Origin of the sequence: Streptomyces mayonensis (assembly GCF_018982965.1) — a bacterium.
GTDB classification, from domain to species: Bacteria; Actinomycetota; Actinomycetes; order Streptomycetales; family Streptomycetaceae; genus Streptomyces; species Streptomyces mayonensis.
Genome location: NZ_JACBYP010000050.1, coordinates 39689 through 53910, shown reverse-complemented (window position 1 = coordinate 53910; position 14222 = coordinate 39689). Strand labels below are relative to the sequence as shown.

Here is a 14222-nt window from a genome sequence, read left to right as displayed (position 1 = left end):
CGAACCCGGAAGCTAAGCCTTACAGCGCCGATGGTACTGCAGGGGGGACCCTGTGGGAGAGTAGGACGCCGCCGAACAATCTTTGGGAAGGACCCCTGGTCCCCAGCGTTCAGCTGGGGACCAGGGGTCCTTTCGTTTTTCCAGGGCGCACCGGGTACCCGGCTGCGCGAGAATGACTTTGCGGTACCGACGACAGGAGTCACCGATGTCCACCAATTCCCCCGACGACCGACCGGAGCGCGACGAGCGTCGACGGGACAGTGGTGGTCGCAGCGACCGTGGAGGTCAGCGCGGGGACCGAGGGGGGCAGCGCGGTGGCTTCCGCCGGGACGATCGTGAGCGTGGGCCGCGTCGCGACGACAGGGACCGTGATCGTGGGTTCCGTCGTGACGATCGCCGTGAGGACCGGCCCTCGTACCGGCGCGATGACCGGCGCGACGACCGGCGTGACGACCGCCGGGTGGATGACCGTGGCGGTCAGCGTGGTGGTTTCCGCAGGGATGACCGGCGTGATGAGCGTGCCCCGTTCCGGCGTGACGACCGCCCTTCGTTCAGGCGTGACGACCGGCGCGACGACAGCCGCCGGGGTGACGCCGGCCGGAGCGACAACCGCGGTGGTGGATACGGGCGTCGGGACGATCGTGACCGTGGGCCGCGTCGCGACGATCGGGAACGTGATCGCGAGTTCCGGCGTGACGACCGGGGCGGGCGCGATGACCGGGGTGACCGTGGCCGGGGGGATCGTCCCTCCTTCCGTCGGGACGACCGTCGTGATGACCGTCCTCCGTTCCGCCGTGACGACCGTCGGGACGACCGTCCCTCGTACCGGCGCGACGATCGCCGAGATGACCGCCGTGAGGACCGTCCCTCGTACCGGCGCGACGACCGGCGTGACGACCGGCGTGACGTGCGTCGTGAGGACCGGCCCTCCTTCCGTCGGGAAGACCGCCGTGACGACCGTTCCTCGTACCGCCGTGACGACCGGGGCGACCGGGGAGGCTTCCGTCGTGACGACAGCCGCGGGGGCGGGGGTTTCCGTGGCCGGGACGACCGCGGTGGGCGTGGGCCACGGCGCGACGACCGCGGAGGCGGCCGGTCCGGCGGCGGATTCCGTGGCCGTGACGACCGGCACGGCGGCGGTGGGCGCTTCCGTGAGGACCGGGACCGCGACCGCGACCGCGAGCCGATCAAGCGTCTGCCGATCCCGGAGGAGGTCACCGGCGACGAGATCGACAAGGACGTGCGGCAGGACCTGCAGAGCCTGCCCAAGACGCTCGCGGAGGACGTCGCCCGGAACCTGGTGATGGTGGCCCGGCTGCTCGACGAGGACCCGGAGGCCGCGTACGGCTACTCCAGGGTGGCCCTGCGCCTCGCGTCCCGTGTGGCCGCCGTGCGCGAGGCGGCCGGATTCGCCGCGTACGCCAACCAGAAGTACGGCGAGGCGCTGGCGGAGTTCCGGGCCGCGCGGCGGATGACCGGGTCGGTGGAGCTGTGGCCGGTCATGGCCGACTGCGAACGCGGGCTCGGCCGGCCGGAGAAGGCGCTGGACATGGCGGGCGCCCCCGAGGTGCACAAGCTGGACAAGGCCGGGCAGGTCGAGATGCGGCTCGTGGCGGCGGGTGCCCGGCGCGACATGGGGCAGCTGGACGCGGCCATCGTGACGCTGCAGAGCCCCGAACTGGCCTCCAACTCCGTGCAGCCGTGGACCGCGCGGCTGAGGTACGCCTACGCCGACGCGTTGCTGGCCGCCGGCCGGGAGCGGGAGGCGCGTGAGTGGTTCGCCAAGGCGGTGGAGTCCGACCGGGACGGCAGCACCGACGCTTCGGACCGGCTCGCCGAGCTGGACGGGGTGGAGTTCATGGACGCCCTCGACGAGGGCGAGGGCGAAGGCCGGGTCGAGGGCGAGTCCGGCACCGCGCCCGAGCGCGACGCGGACGGTCCTTCCGCCGGGGACGCCGACAAGGCCTGACACCGACGACCGACGACCGACGACTGACGGGGGGCGGGACCGGCGACCCCGGTTCCGCCCCCCGTCGTCGTACCGGCGCCTGCCGCGTCGCACGTCGCCCGAGGTCGTCACACGTCGAGCGCGCGCAGCACCAGGCCCGAGGCCGGCTTGGGGCCGAAGGACGTCGATTTGCGAGGCATCGTGACGCCCTGTTGGGCGAGTTCGCGGACGACCTCCTCGCGGACCGGGTGCATCAGTACCGCCGTGGAGCCGTCGCGTTCCGCTTTGGAGACGGTGGCCCGGGTGTCGTGGATGTAGGAGATGTGGGCCGCGGAGTCGTCGGGGACGTGCCAGACGTGGGCGAGGAGTGTGGCGTGCAGGACGGTGGCGTCCAGGGTGCGCCACGCCTCGGGGCGGTCGGCGGGCACCGTGCGGGACAGCAGGCCGGGGTCGGGCCTGTCGACGAGGTGGAAGGCGCCGTCACCGGCGAGGAGGAAGGCGTTGCCCGCGCCGGCCGCCTCGGCCAGGGCGTTCATGGACTGGGTCAGCGGCGTGTCCAGGCGGCGGACACGGAAACGGCCCTCCAGGGCGGCCACGGCGTCCTTCACCGGGAGGTCGTGCAGCAGGCGGTGGATGGCGCGGACCCGCAGCGGGTAGCGGACCGTGTCCACCAGGAGCACCAGGCCGTGGTCCCAGGGGCCGGGTGAGGGGTGCTCCGCGCGGAGCGTGCGGTAGGTCGCCCAGCGGTGGTGGCCGTCGGCGATGAGGGCCTGGTGCCGGGCCAGTTCGGCACGTACGCGGGCCAGCGCACCGGGGTCCGTGACCGACCACAGACGGTGGTGGAAACCGTCCTCCGTGGTCGTCGAGAGCAGTGGCGGCTGTTCACAGGTGCGCTCCACCAGGGCGGTCGTCGCCTCCGTGGAGTCGTCGCCGCGGTAAGTCAGGAGCAGGGGTTCGAGGTTGGCCCAGGTCGCGCGCATGAGTGCCGCGCGGTCGGCGACCACGTGCGGCATGACGTCCTCGTGCGGCAGGACGACCTGTTCGGCGGGTTCCGACACGCGCAGGGCGCCGATGAGGCCGCGTTGCAGCAGGCCGTCGCCGTCGCGCTGTTCGTAGACGTAGAGGCCGGGTTCGGGGTCGGTGGTCAGGACGCCTTCGGCCAGCCAGCGCCGCAGGGTGTGCGCGGCCTGCTCGTTGCGTGCCTCGGGGGTGGCGGCCTGGGGCAGGATGAGGCGGACGATGTTGTGCGGGTCGGCGGACTCGAGGTGGAGCAGGCCGTCGGGGCGGACCACGACGTCGTAGGGCGGGGAGGTCACGGCGGCCAGGCTGCCGACCCGGTCGGGGTCGTAGCGGAGGCCTCGGAACGGGGTGAGTTCCAGGCCCCGGCGCGCCGTTGCTTCCGGGTGACCTGCAGAGTTCATCCCGGCATCGTACGTGTGTCAGTGGCATGGGGGATGATCGGGGGAAAAGCGTCTGATGAGGAGCGATGCGCAATGAGCCGGAGCGTCGGTACGAGGCCCGCGGGCAGTGGGCGGGCCCTGAGCGAGGCGTACGACACGGCGCTGCTCGACCTGGACGGAGTGGTGTACGCCGGGGGGAACGCGATCGCGCACGCCGTGGAGTCCCTCACCACGGCACGCGACGGCGGCATGCGTCTGGCGTACGTCACCAACAACGCGCTCCGCACTCCGGACACGGTCGCCGCGCACCTGACCGAGCTGGGCATACCGACGGACGCCGCCGACGTCATCACCTCCGCGCAGGCGGTGGCCCGGCTGATCGCCGAGCAGGTGCCCTCGGGGGCGCGGGTGCTGGTGATCGGCGGTGAGGGACTGCGGGTCGCGCTGCGCGAGCGCGGTCTGGAGCCCGTGGAGTCGGCCGAGGACGACCCGGCCGCCGTCGTGCAGGGCTTCGGCGGCCCGGAGCTGCCCTGGGGACGTTTCGCCGAGGCCTGCTACGCCATCGCGCGAGGTGTGCCCTGGTACGCCTCCAACACCGACCTCACGATCCCGGGCGCCCGGGGGATCGCCCCGGGCAACGGCGCGGCGGTGGAAGTCGTCCGCATCGCGACCGGTGCGGAGCCGCAGGTCGCGGGAAAGCCGCTGCCCCCGATGCACCGGGAGACCATCCTGCGGACCGGGGCGCAGCGGCCCCTGGTGGTCGGCGACCGGCTGGACACGGACATCGAGGGCGCGTTCAACGGCGAGGTCGACTCGCTGCTGGTCCTGACCGGCGTGACCGACGGGACCCAGCTGCTCGCCGCGCCGCCGCAGCACCGGCCGACGTACGTCGACGCCGATCTGCGCGGGCTGCTCACCGGGCAGCCCGAGGTCGGCGGCGACGCGGGCGAGGGCTTCCGGTGCGGTGGCTGGACGGCGACGGCCGGCGCGGAGCGACTGGAGCTGGAGGGCGACGGTGCGGCGCTGGACGGGCTGCGGGCGCTGTGCGCCGCGGCCTGGACGGCGGGCGGTGGGGAGGGGTGCCGGCTGGACGCGGAGAAGGCGTTGGCGCGACTGGGATTGTGAGCCGCCGTACCGGGAAGACGCCCTCCCGGGCCCGCAGCCGGGCCTGCGGGTGCGCCGGAGACCGGTCCTGCGGGTTCAGGACGGTGTGGTCGGGATCGTGATCGTTTGGCAGGGTAGGCTAGCCTAACCTCGTGTTGGTCGACAGTCCCCCCGAAGCGCGCGCGGAGACCGCTCCCGCGCCGCCCGCCAAGCGCCGTGCCCTGCGCGCCGCCGGGCTGCCCGTCTCCGTGGCGGTCCTGGTGTTCATCGCACTGACGAGCATCGCCGTCGGCGCGAAGGACCTCTCACTCGCCCAGGTCTGGCACGGCCTGTTCCACGACTCCGGCACGTACGGCGACGTCGTGGTGGGCGAGCGGCTGTCGCGGACGCTCCTCGGCCTGCTGGCCGGGGCGGCGCTGGGGCTCGCGGGAGCGGTGCTGCAGGCGCTCACGCGCAATCCGCTGGCCGACCCGGGCCTGCTCGGCATCAACGCGGGTGCCTCGGCCGCGGTCGTCACCGCCATCACCTTCTTCGGCGTCACCTCACTGACCGGATACGTGTGGTTCGCCTTCGCGGGCGCGGCCGCGGTCGGCGCGCTGGTCTGGTTCCTGGGCGGCAGCCGGGGCGCCACACCGGTGCGCCTGGTGCTGGCCGGAACGGCGATCAGCGCGGCCCTCTTCGGCTACCTCCAGGCCGTCATGATCATGGACGACGCGGCGCTGGGGCGGATGCGCTTCTGGACGGTCGGTTCGCTCGCCTCGGCGACGAACGGGACCATCCGCGAGGTGCTGCCCTTCTTCGTGGCCGGCACGGTCCTCGCCCTCGCGCTCTCGCGGCCGCTCAACGCCATGGAGATGGGCGACGACACCGCCAGGGCCCTCGGCGCCAACCTGAACCGCACCCGGGCGCTGTCCATGCTGGCCGCGACCGTGCTCTGCGGCGCGGCGACCGCGGCCTGCGGGCCGATCGTGTTCGTCGGACTGATGGTCCCGCACATCGTGCGCTCCTTCACCGGTCCCGACATGCGGTGGATCCTGCCGTACGCCGCGATCCTCTCGCCCGTGCTGCTGCTCGGCGCGGACGTGCTCGGCCGGATCGTCGCACGGCCCTCGGAGCTGCAGGTCGGCATCGTGACCGCCGTTCTCGGCGGGCCGGTCTTCATCTTTCTCGTACGACGGCGGAGGACGGCCCAGCTGTGAAGACCGGGAAGACCATGAGGACCGCTGGGGCCGCCGGGGCCGCCGGCCGGACCGTGCGCGGTCCGGGTGGGCTGTCGTTCCGGCTCGACGTCCGGGCCGTGGCCGTCGTCGCGCTGCTGCTGCTCCTCGCGCTGGCCGCGAGCGTCCTGCTGATCGGCACCGGCGACTTCGACATCCCGGCCGCCGACGTGCTGAGGACGCTGGTCGGGCGGGGCGATCCGGGGCAGGAGTTCATCGTCAACGAACTGCGGCTGCCGCGGGTCCTCGTCGGACTGCTGGTCGGCGGCGCGCTCGGGGTGGGCGGTGCGCTGTTCCAGGCCATCTCGCGCAATCCGCTCGGCAGTCCGGACGTACTCGGCCTCGGCCAGGGCGCGACCGCCGGTGCGCTCACCATGATCGTGCTGTTCTCCGGCAGTTCGGCGCAGGTCACCCTCGGTGCGCTCGTCGGTGGCCTGGTGACCGGTCTCGCCATCTACCTGCTCGCCTGGAAGCGGGGCGTGCACGGTTACCGGCTGGTCCTGGTCGGCATCGGCGTGTCCGCGATCGTCACGGCCGTCAACGGTTACCTCCTCACCCGGGCCGACATCGTCGACGCCTCCCGCGCCGTCGTCTGGATGACCGGCTCCCTCAACGGCCGCGACTGGGACCAGGTCTGGCCCCTGCTCGCGCTCTGCGCCGTACTCGTGCCGTTCGTCCTCGCCAACGGACGGGCGCTGCGGATGATGGAGATGGGCGACGACGTCTCGTACGCCCTCGGGGTGCGTGTCGAGCGCGTGCGGGCCCTGCTGATGGTGGCCGCCGTCCTGCTCACCGCCGCCGCGACCGCCGCCGCGGGACCGGTCAGCTTCGTCGCGCTCACCGCACCGCAGCTCGCCCGGCGCCTCACCCGCTCGCCCGGCCCCAACCTCCTGCCGTCCCTGTGCATGGGCGCCGCCCTGCTGGTCAGCGCCGACTGGATCTCGCAGCGGGCCTTCGGCGCCGACCAGCTGCCCGTGGGCGTCGTCACCGGCGTACTCGGCGGCGTCTACCTGCTGTGGCTGCTGGTCACCGAGCGCAGGGCGGGCCGGATATGAGCGCCGGAGCCGGCCCCCGCGGAGGGCGTGACGCCCGCGGTGGGTGCGACACCCGTGGCGGGTGCGAACGCGATGGGCGCGACCCTGCAGCGGGACCGAGAACCAAAGGAGCAATGTGAACCGCCTCACCGCCGAGAACGTCACCCTCGCCTACGACCAGCGGGTCATAGCGCAGCAGCTGTCGGTGGAGATACCCGACAGCTCCTTCACCGTGATCGTCGGCCCGAACGCCTGCGGCAAGTCCACGCTGCTGCGTGCCCTGTCGCGGATGCTCAAGCCGAGCGAGGGCCGGGTGCTGCTCGACGGGTCCGTCATCCAGTCGATGCCCGCCAAGCAGGTCGCGCGGACCCTCGGCCTGCTGCCCCAGTCGTCCGTCGCACCCGACGGCATCACCGTCGGCGACCTCGTCGGCCGCGGGCGCTACCCGCACCAGGGTCTGCTGCGCCAGTGGTCGACCGAGGACGAACGGGTCGTCCAGGAGTCGATGGCCCAGACCGGCATCTCCGAACTCGCCGACCGCTACGTCGACGAACTCTCCGGCGGCCAGCGCCAGCGGGTGTGGATCGCCATGGCGCTCGCCCAGCAGACCCCGCTGCTGCTCCTCGACGAACCGACCACGTACCTGGACATCCAGCACCAGATCGACGTCCTCGACCTGTGCGCGGAGCTCCACGAGGAGCAGGGCCGCACCCTCGTCGCCGTCCTGCACGACCTCAACCACGCCGCCCGCTACGCCACCCACCTCATCGCCCTGCGCGACGGGGAGATCATCGCCGAGGGCGCGCCGAAGGACATCGTCACCGCCGACCTCGTCGAGCGGGTCTTCGGGTTGCGCTGCCAGGTCATCGACGACCCGGAGACGGGTACGCCGCTGGTGGTGCCGGCCGCGCGCAGGGCACGGGTACCGGGTGCGCGCGAGCACGTGAAGACGTCGGCCGCCCGAGCCTCCTGAAGGCAGTCGCCTGAAGGCAGTCGCCCGAAGGCGGTCGTATGAAGGCGGTCGGAGGAGCTTCCTGAAGGCGGTCAGAGGAGCTTTCTGAGCCGGAACAGGTCGCGCAGGCCCGCCTCCAGCCGCACCCGGCCCGAGCCCCAGGCCCTGGCGAAGTCCAGCTCGCCCGCCACCAGGGCCACCAGGTCGTCGCCGGTCATCGCCAGCCTGATCTGGGCCCTCTCGCGCGGCGGCCCCTCAAGGGTGTCGCGCACGTCGATCCCGCCGTCCGCCATGCGTCCGGCGAAGGTGACGTCCAGGTCGGTGATGTGGCAGCTGACCGAGCGGTCCAGCTCGGTGGCCGCCCGGACGTCGCCTCCGGCGCCGCGCATGTTCTCCGAGAGCTCGTCGAGTGCGGCACGGCACTCCTCAGTCGTCGCCATCGGGACCGACCGTACCCCAGCCACGCGGTAGCGTCGGGGCATGAACGACGCAGTACCGGAGCCGGAGTCCGGGCAGGCCGATTCCGGGCAGGCCGGTTCCGAGCAGGATTCCGGACACCCGGGGTCAGGGGCGCCCGAGGACTCCGGGTACGAACCCGCCGCCCCCGCCCCGCTGGACGTCCCGCGCACCCCCACCGGGAACGCCGAGGTCGACGCCCGGCTGGCGCGGCTGGCCGACGCCGACCACCTGGCCACGGACGGACACGTCGAGGTGTACGAGGATGTACACCGGGGGCTGCGCGACGCGCTCACCGCGCTCGACGCCCGCCACGGACCCCCGGCCCCACCGGGACCGTCCGCGCCCCCGTCGCCGCCCTCACCGTACGACCGCAGGAGCTGAACCGAACGTGGCAGGAGTCGCACGCCGCCGTCTCGACGCGGAGCTGGTGCGCCGCAAGCTGGCGCGTTCGCGCGAGCACGCGAGCCAGTTGATCGCCGCCGGGCGGGTCACCGTCGGCAAGACCGTCGCGACCAAGTCCGCCACACAGGTGGAGACCGCCGCGGCGATCGTCGTGACCGCCGACGACGGCGACCCCGACTACGTCTCGCGCGGCGGCCACAAGCTCGCCGGCGCCCTCGACGCCTTCGTGCCGCGCGGCCTCGTCGTCGAGGGGCGGCGGGCGCTGGACGCCGGAGCCTCCACCGGCGGCTTCACCGACGTACTGCTGCGCGCGGGCGCCGCGCACGTCGTCGCCGCCGACGTCGGATACGGACAACTCGCCTGGACCCTCCAGCAGGATGAACGCGTCACCGTGAAGGACCGTACGAACGTACGCGAATTGACGTTGGAAGCGATCGATGGGGAGCCCGTGGATCTTGTCGTGGGGGATCTGTCCTTCATCCCGCTCGGGCTGGTGCTGCCCGCCCTGGTGCGGTGCACGCGGCCGGACGCCGACCTGGTGATGATGGTGAAGCCGCAGTTCGAGGTGGGCAAGGAACGGCTGGGCAGCGGGGGAGTGGTCCGCAGCGCGCAGCTGCGGGCGGAGGCCGTGACGGGCGTCGCCCGCCGGGCCTGGGAACTGGGGCTCGGCGTGAAGGGGGTCACCGCCAGTCCGCTGCCGGGCCCCTCAGGGAACGTCGAGTACTTTCTGTGGCTGCGGGCCGGGGCCGACGCACCGGACCCGGCCGACGTTGACCGTGCAGTGGCGGAGGGGCCGCGTTGACACAGAACCGAGCGCGAACTGTTTTCCTGCTCGCCCACACCGGGCGTCCCGCCGCCATCCGCAGCGCGGAACTGGTGGTCAAGGGGCTGCTGCAGGCCGGGATCGGCGTACGGGTCCTGGAAGCCGAGGCGCGCGACCTGCCGCTGCCGGGCGAGGTCGAGCTGGTCGGCGAGGCCACCCCGCAGTGCCTCGACGGGTGCGAGCTGCTCATCGTGCTGGGCGGGGACGGCACGCTGCTGCGCGGCGCCGAGTTCGCCCGGGCCTCCGGGGTGCCCATGCTCGGCGTCAACCTGGGCCGGGTCGGCTTCCTCGCGGAGGCCGAGCGCGACGACCTCGACAAGGTCGTCGACCGGGTGGTGAACCGGGCCTACGAGGTCGAGGAGCGCATGACCGTCGACGTCGTAGTGCACCGCAACGGCGACATCGTGCACACCGACTGGGCACTGAACGAGGCTGCCGTGCAGAAGGCCGGCGCCGAGAAGCTCCTCGAGGTCGTCCTGGAGATCGACGGGCGGCCGGTGACCGGGTTCGGCTGCGACGGCATCGTGCTGTCCACGCCGACCGGCTCGACGGCGTACGCCTTCTCGGCCGGCGGGCCGGTGGTGTGGCCCGAGGTGGAGGCCCTGCTGATGGTGCCGATCAGCGCGCACGCGCTGTTCGCGAAGCCGCTGGTGACCTCGCCGGACTCGGTGCTCGCGGTGGAGGTGCTGCCGCACATCCCGCCGGGGGTGCTGTGGTGCGACGGGCGGCGGACCGTGGACCTGCCGCCGGGCGCGCGGGTGGAGGTGCGGCGGGGGGCGGTGCCGGTGCGGCTGGCGCGGCTGCACCATGCGTCGTTCACGGACCGGCTGGTGGCGAAGTTCGCGCTGCCGGTGTCCGGGTGGCGGGGGGCGCCGCACTAGGGGCCGTCGGACAGGACCCAGCGGTCTCGAAGGGGTGGTTCTGGTGTGTGCCGGCCGCGGGTCGGAGGTGGCTGGTCGCGCAGTTCCCCGCGCCCCTGGGCGGCGTGCAGTGCACGGCGTAGCAAGGGCGGGCTGTGTGCGCTTTCCGCCCTCGACCTCGTATGGTCGTGTTCGTGCTTGAGGAGATGCGGATACGGTCACTCGGTGTCATCGACGACGCCGTGGTCGAGCTGTCGCCCGGATTCACCGCTGTCACCGGTGAGACGGGCGCCGGCAAGACCATGGTGGTCACCAGCCTCGGGCTGCTGCTCGGCGGACGCGCGGACGCGGCGCTCGTGCGGATCGGGGCCAAGAACGCGGTCGTCGAGGGGCGCATCGGCGTGCCCGGCGACGCGGCGGCGGCCGTCCGGGCCGAGGAGGCCGGGGCCGAGCTGGACGACGGGGCGCTGCTGATCAGCCGCACCGTCTCCGCCGAAGGGCGCTCGCGCGCGCACCTCGGCGGGCGGTCGGTGCCGGTGGGGATGCTCGCCGAGCTGGCCGACGAGCTGGTGGCCGTGCACGGGCAGACCGACCAGCAGGGACTGCTGAAGCTGTCCCGGCAGCGGCAGGCGCTGGACCGGTACGCCGGTGACGCGGTCGCCGGGCCGCTCGCGAAGTACTCCGAGGCCTACCGGCGGCTGCGGGCGGTCGCCACCGAGCTGGACGAGATCACCACGCGCGCGCGTGAGCGCGCCCAGGAGGCCGACCTGCTGCGCTACGGCCTCGACGAGGTCGCCGCGGTCGAGCCGCGCGCCGGTGAGGACGCGGAGCTGGCGGAGGAGGCGGAGCGGCTGGGCCACGCCGAGGCGCTCGCGTCGGCCGCCACGGCCGCCCACACGGCGCTCGCGGGCAACCCCGAGGACCCCGAGGGCGTGGACGCCGCGACGCTCGTCGCGGGCGCGCAGCGCGCCCTGGACGCCGTACGGTCGCACGACCCGGCGCTCGCCGCGCTCGCCGAGCGGATCGCCGAGGTCGGGATCCTGCTGCGCGACGTGGCCGGCGAACTCGCCGGGTACGCCGACGACCTGGACGCCGACCCGCTGCGGCTGGCGGCGGTCGAGGAGCGCCGGGCCGCGCTCACCGCGCTGACCCGGAAGTACGGCGAGGACGTGAGCGCCGTGCTGACCTGGGCCGAGCAGGGTGCCGCACGGCTGACCGAACTGGACGGCGACGACGAGCGGATCGGCGAACTGACCGCCGAGCGGGACGCGCTGCGGGCGGAACTGGGCGGTCTCGCCCAGGCGTTGACGGACGCGCGCACCGAGGCCGCCGAACGGTTCGCCGCCGCCGTGACCGCCGAGCTGGCGTCGCTCGCGATGCCCCACGCGCGTGTGTCGTTCGCGATCCGGCAGACCGAGGACGCGGAGGGCGTGGAGGTGGGCGGCCGGCCGGTCGCGTACGGTCCGTCGGGCGCCGACGAGGTCGAGCTGCTGCTCGCCCCGCATCCCGGGGCGCCGCCGCGGCCGATCGCCAAGGGCGCGTCCGGCGGTGAGCTGTCGCGCGTGATGCTGGCCGTGGAGGTCGTGTTCGCGGGCACGGACCCGGTGCCGACGTACCTCTTCGACGAGGTCGACGCGGGCGTCGGCGGCAAGGCGGCGGTGGAGATCGGGCGGCGTCTCGCGCGGCTCGCGAAGAGCGCGCAGGTCGTGGTCGTGACGCATCTGCCGCAGGTGGCCGCGTTCGCCGACCGGCAGTTGCTGGTGGAGAAGACCAACGACGGCTCGGTGACCAGCTCAGGCGTGAAGGTCCTGGAGGGCGAGGAGCGCGTACGGGAGCTCTCCCGGATGCTCGCCGGCCAGGAGGACTCGGAGACCGCCCGCGCACACGCGGAGGAGCTGCTGGAGACGGCGCGCGCCGACGCGTAGGCCTCCGGCGGTGAGCACGGGGGCTGCGGCGCGGCGCGGGGCGTACGGGCGGAGTGCGAACGGGGCGGGGCGCGGTACGGCGGTGCGCCGGCGAGTGGCGGTGCGCCGGCGGCCGGCCCGGCCCGCCGGTGAGGTACGCGGGACCCGGCGGGCCGGGCGGGAACGGACCCCGGCGGTCACAGGTGCGTTCACGCTGCGCGGCGCGGGCCCTGTGACCGGCGGCTGACAGACCCGTTCGCGGAAAGACTCGTTCGCGGAAAGACCCGTTCGTTGAAAGAGCCGTTGCCTGTCGTCGAGCAGTCGAGCAGTCGAGCAGTCGAGCCGTCCGGGCATTGCGAGCAGTGTCGGACAGTTCAGTGGGCCGTTGGTTCAGCCGTCGGGAGGTTGGCCGTGTGGCTCCCCGCGCGGTGTGTGGCGGGGGGTGAGGCGTGCGCCCCCGGTCTCGGCCGGTGGTGCGGGGCCGGGGCGGCAGGGGAGTCGACAGTCACTCGTACGGGTGAAGTGGCGCGGTTCTGTTGCCCCGTCGGCCGATCGCGCGCAGTGTCCGTCGTTGCCGGAACACCCGTACGGCCTGGCATCCTTGACGGAGTGACGCCCGGGAGGCCGGGCGGCGCGCGCCCTCCGCACCGTCCTTCTGTACGTTCTTCGTGACCGCCCCCGCCGAACCAGGAGCCCCGGCCAGGTGACCCCCCTGAGCAGCCACGTACCGCACGGCCAGTCGCCGCTGCGCACCGTTCAGGTGCTGGGCGGTGGCAACGCAGGCAGTAGCGCGCACGTGCGTTCACTGGCCGCGGGGCTCGTCGCCCGGGGCGTGAAAGTGACGGTGTGCGCCCCCGACGAGGCGGAGTGCACCTACGACTTCACGGGCGCCGGAGCCGACCACGTGCACGTGCCCCGCAGCAGCGATCCCGTCTCGGTGGCCGCGCTCCGCGCGGTGTGCGCCGACGCCGATCTGGTGCACGCGCACGGACTGCACGCCTCCTTCCGGGCCGCACTGGCGCTCGGCGGGCGGCGGGTGCGCACACCGCTCGTCGTCACCCGGCACGACCCGGTGCACGCCGAGGGGGCCCGCGCCCACCTGCTGCGCGTACTGGAGCGACGGGTGATGAAGGCCGCCACCGTGGTGCTGGGCGCCACGTCGGAGCTGGTCGACGCGGCGCGGCGCGCGGGGGCGCGGGACGCCCGGCTCGGCCCCGTGGCGCTCCCGCCCCGTACGGGTGGGCCCGCAGGGCCCGAGGACCCCGACCGGCTGCACCCGAAGGTCCGGGCCGAACTCGGCGCCGTCGACCGCCCGTTGCTGGTCGCCGTCGGTTCCCTGGAACGGCACCGGGCGTACGACGTGCTGCTCGACGCCGCGCACGCGTGGTGCCGTCTCGACCCCGCGCCGCTGGTCGTCGTTGCCGGGGAGGGGCCGCTGCGCGGGGAGCTGCAGGGACGGATCGAGGCCGAGGAACTGCCGGTGGTGCTGGTCGGCAGCCGTGACGACGTGCCCGAGCTGCTGGCCGCGGCCGACCTCGCACTGCTGCCCGGCCGCCGGGAGACCGGGCGTTCCGTGCTCGTGCAGGAGGCCCTGCACGCGCGCGTGCCGCTCGTCGCCGCCGCCGTGGGCGGTGTCCCGGAGCTCGTCGGCGACGCCGCCGAACTGGTCCCGCCCGGGAACGCCGGGGCCCTGGCCGACGCCGTCGTCCGGCTGCTCGGCGACGCCGGGCGCCGGGACGAGCTGCGGGACAGCGGCGTGCGGCAGGCGGCCGGCTGGCCGACCGAGGACGAGACCGTCGCCCAGGTCCTCAGCGTCTACGACGAGCTGACGCAGCCCACGCCGTTGCTCTAGGCATCCGTTGCTCCGGGCATGCGGTTCCCGTCGCTCCGGCAGCCCCGACGACGACACGACGACGACACGACGACCGTCCGGATGCTGCCGGGCGCCGCGAGCCCGGCAGCATCCGGACGCCACGCCTGGGGCGTCCTTCGGTTCAGGCCGGCTTCGGGCGGCGGTGCCTTGTCGCCGACCTGGGCGGGGGCGACGGGGGGTCCCTCCCGCGTGAGTGGAGCTGGCGTGGGGGAGTGGGCAACCCACGACGGACGCCGCCGGGACCCA

13 protein-coding genes and 1 rRNA gene are annotated in these 14222 nt (G+C 73.8%); 11 read left to right on the top strand and 3 right to left on the bottom strand.

Annotation, left to right across the window (positions count from 1 at the left end; all coding sequences use genetic code 11):
* Positions 1-77 (top strand): 5S ribosomal RNA (rrf, locus tag HZS56_RS20045); the annotation flags it as partial.
* A 122-nt stretch (positions 78-199) separates the two neighbouring features.
* Here the strand turns inward: rrf and HZS56_RS20040 are convergent.
* The gene (locus HZS56_RS20040; RefSeq protein WP_216722105.1) at positions 200-1132 is read right to left on the bottom strand and encodes a hypothetical protein; all 933 of its coding nucleotides are present in this window, start codon (positions 1130-1132) and stop codon (positions 200-202) included.
* 108 nt (positions 1133-1240) lie between these two features.
* Here HZS56_RS20040 and HZS56_RS20035 point away from each other — a divergent pair, with 108 nt between their 5' ends.
* Positions 1241-1969 carry a tetratricopeptide repeat protein gene (locus tag HZS56_RS20035; protein WP_308408107.1) on the top strand — a complete coding sequence of 243 codons (729 nt, stop codon included), beginning with the start codon at positions 1241-1243 and terminating at the stop codon, positions 1967-1969.
* A 107-nt stretch (positions 1970-2076) separates the two neighbouring features.
* Here the strand turns inward: HZS56_RS20035 and HZS56_RS20030 are convergent, their stop codons facing one another.
* Positions 2077-3369: a DUF1015 domain-containing protein gene (locus HZS56_RS20030; RefSeq protein WP_216722101.1), complete on the bottom strand. Its 1293-nt coding sequence runs from the start codon at positions 3367-3369 to the stop codon at positions 2077-2079.
* A 72-nt stretch (positions 3370-3441) separates the two neighbouring features.
* Between HZS56_RS20030 and HZS56_RS20025 the strand changes: the two genes are divergently transcribed.
* From HZS56_RS20025 to HZS56_RS20010, 4 genes are all read left to right on the top strand, one after another.
* Positions 3442-4473 carry an HAD hydrolase-like protein gene (locus HZS56_RS20025; protein ID WP_216722100.1) on the top strand — a complete coding sequence of 344 codons (1032 nt, stop codon included), beginning with the start codon at positions 3442-3444 and terminating at the stop codon, positions 4471-4473.
* A 131-nt stretch (positions 4474-4604) separates the two neighbouring features.
* On the top strand, positions 4605-5651 hold the full coding sequence (locus tag HZS56_RS20020; protein WP_216722099.1) for a FecCD family ABC transporter permease: 1047 nt from the start codon (positions 4605-4607) through the stop codon (positions 5649-5651).
* A gap of 14 nt (positions 5652-5665) precedes the next feature.
* Positions 5666-6724: a FecCD family ABC transporter permease gene (locus HZS56_RS20015; RefSeq protein WP_216722098.1), complete on the top strand. Its 1059-nt coding sequence runs from the start codon at positions 5666-5668 to the stop codon at positions 6722-6724.
* Between the two features lie 115 nt (positions 6725-6839).
* The gene (locus tag HZS56_RS20010) at positions 6840-7676 is read left to right on the top strand and encodes an ABC transporter ATP-binding protein (RefSeq protein WP_308408106.1); all 837 of its coding nucleotides are present in this window, start codon (positions 6840-6842) and stop codon (positions 7674-7676) included.
* A gap of 71 nt (positions 7677-7747) precedes the next feature.
* Here HZS56_RS20010 and HZS56_RS20005 read toward each other — a convergent pair whose 3' ends face one another.
* The gene (locus HZS56_RS20005; RefSeq protein ID WP_216722096.1) at positions 7748-8095 is read right to left on the bottom strand and encodes a sterol-binding protein; all 348 of its coding nucleotides are present in this window, start codon (positions 8093-8095) and stop codon (positions 7748-7750) included.
* A gap of 40 nt (positions 8096-8135) precedes the next feature.
* Between HZS56_RS20005 and HZS56_RS20000 the strand changes: the two genes are divergently transcribed.
* The 5 genes from HZS56_RS20000 to HZS56_RS19980 all read left to right on the top strand — a co-directional run bounded on the left by HZS56_RS20000 (position 8136) and on the right by HZS56_RS19980 (position 13955).
* Entirely contained in the window at positions 8136-8495 is a 360-nt protein-coding gene (locus HZS56_RS20000) for a hypothetical protein (RefSeq protein WP_216722095.1), read from the top strand.
* Between the two features lie 7 nt (positions 8496-8502).
* Positions 8503-9318 carry a hemolysin gene (locus HZS56_RS19995; RefSeq protein ID WP_216722094.1) on the top strand — a complete coding sequence of 272 codons (816 nt, stop codon included), beginning with the start codon at positions 8503-8505 and terminating at the stop codon, positions 9316-9318.
* Positions 9315-10220: an NAD kinase gene (locus HZS56_RS19990; RefSeq protein WP_216722093.1), complete on the top strand. Its 906-nt coding sequence runs from the start codon at positions 9315-9317 to the stop codon at positions 10218-10220. Before HZS56_RS19995 ends, HZS56_RS19990 begins: the two co-directional genes overlap by 4 nt.
* Positions 10221-10381: 161 nt before the next feature.
* Positions 10382-12124, top strand: coding sequence for a DNA repair protein RecN (gene recN, locus HZS56_RS19985; RefSeq protein ID WP_216722092.1), 1743 nt, complete (start codon positions 10382-10384; stop codon positions 12122-12124).
* A gap of 682 nt (positions 12125-12806) precedes the next feature.
* A complete protein-coding gene (locus tag HZS56_RS19980) occupies positions 12807-13955 on the top strand; it encodes a glycosyltransferase family 4 protein (RefSeq protein ID WP_216722091.1) in 1149 nt (382 codons plus the stop codon).
* Positions 13956-14222: the final 267 nt, after the last annotated feature.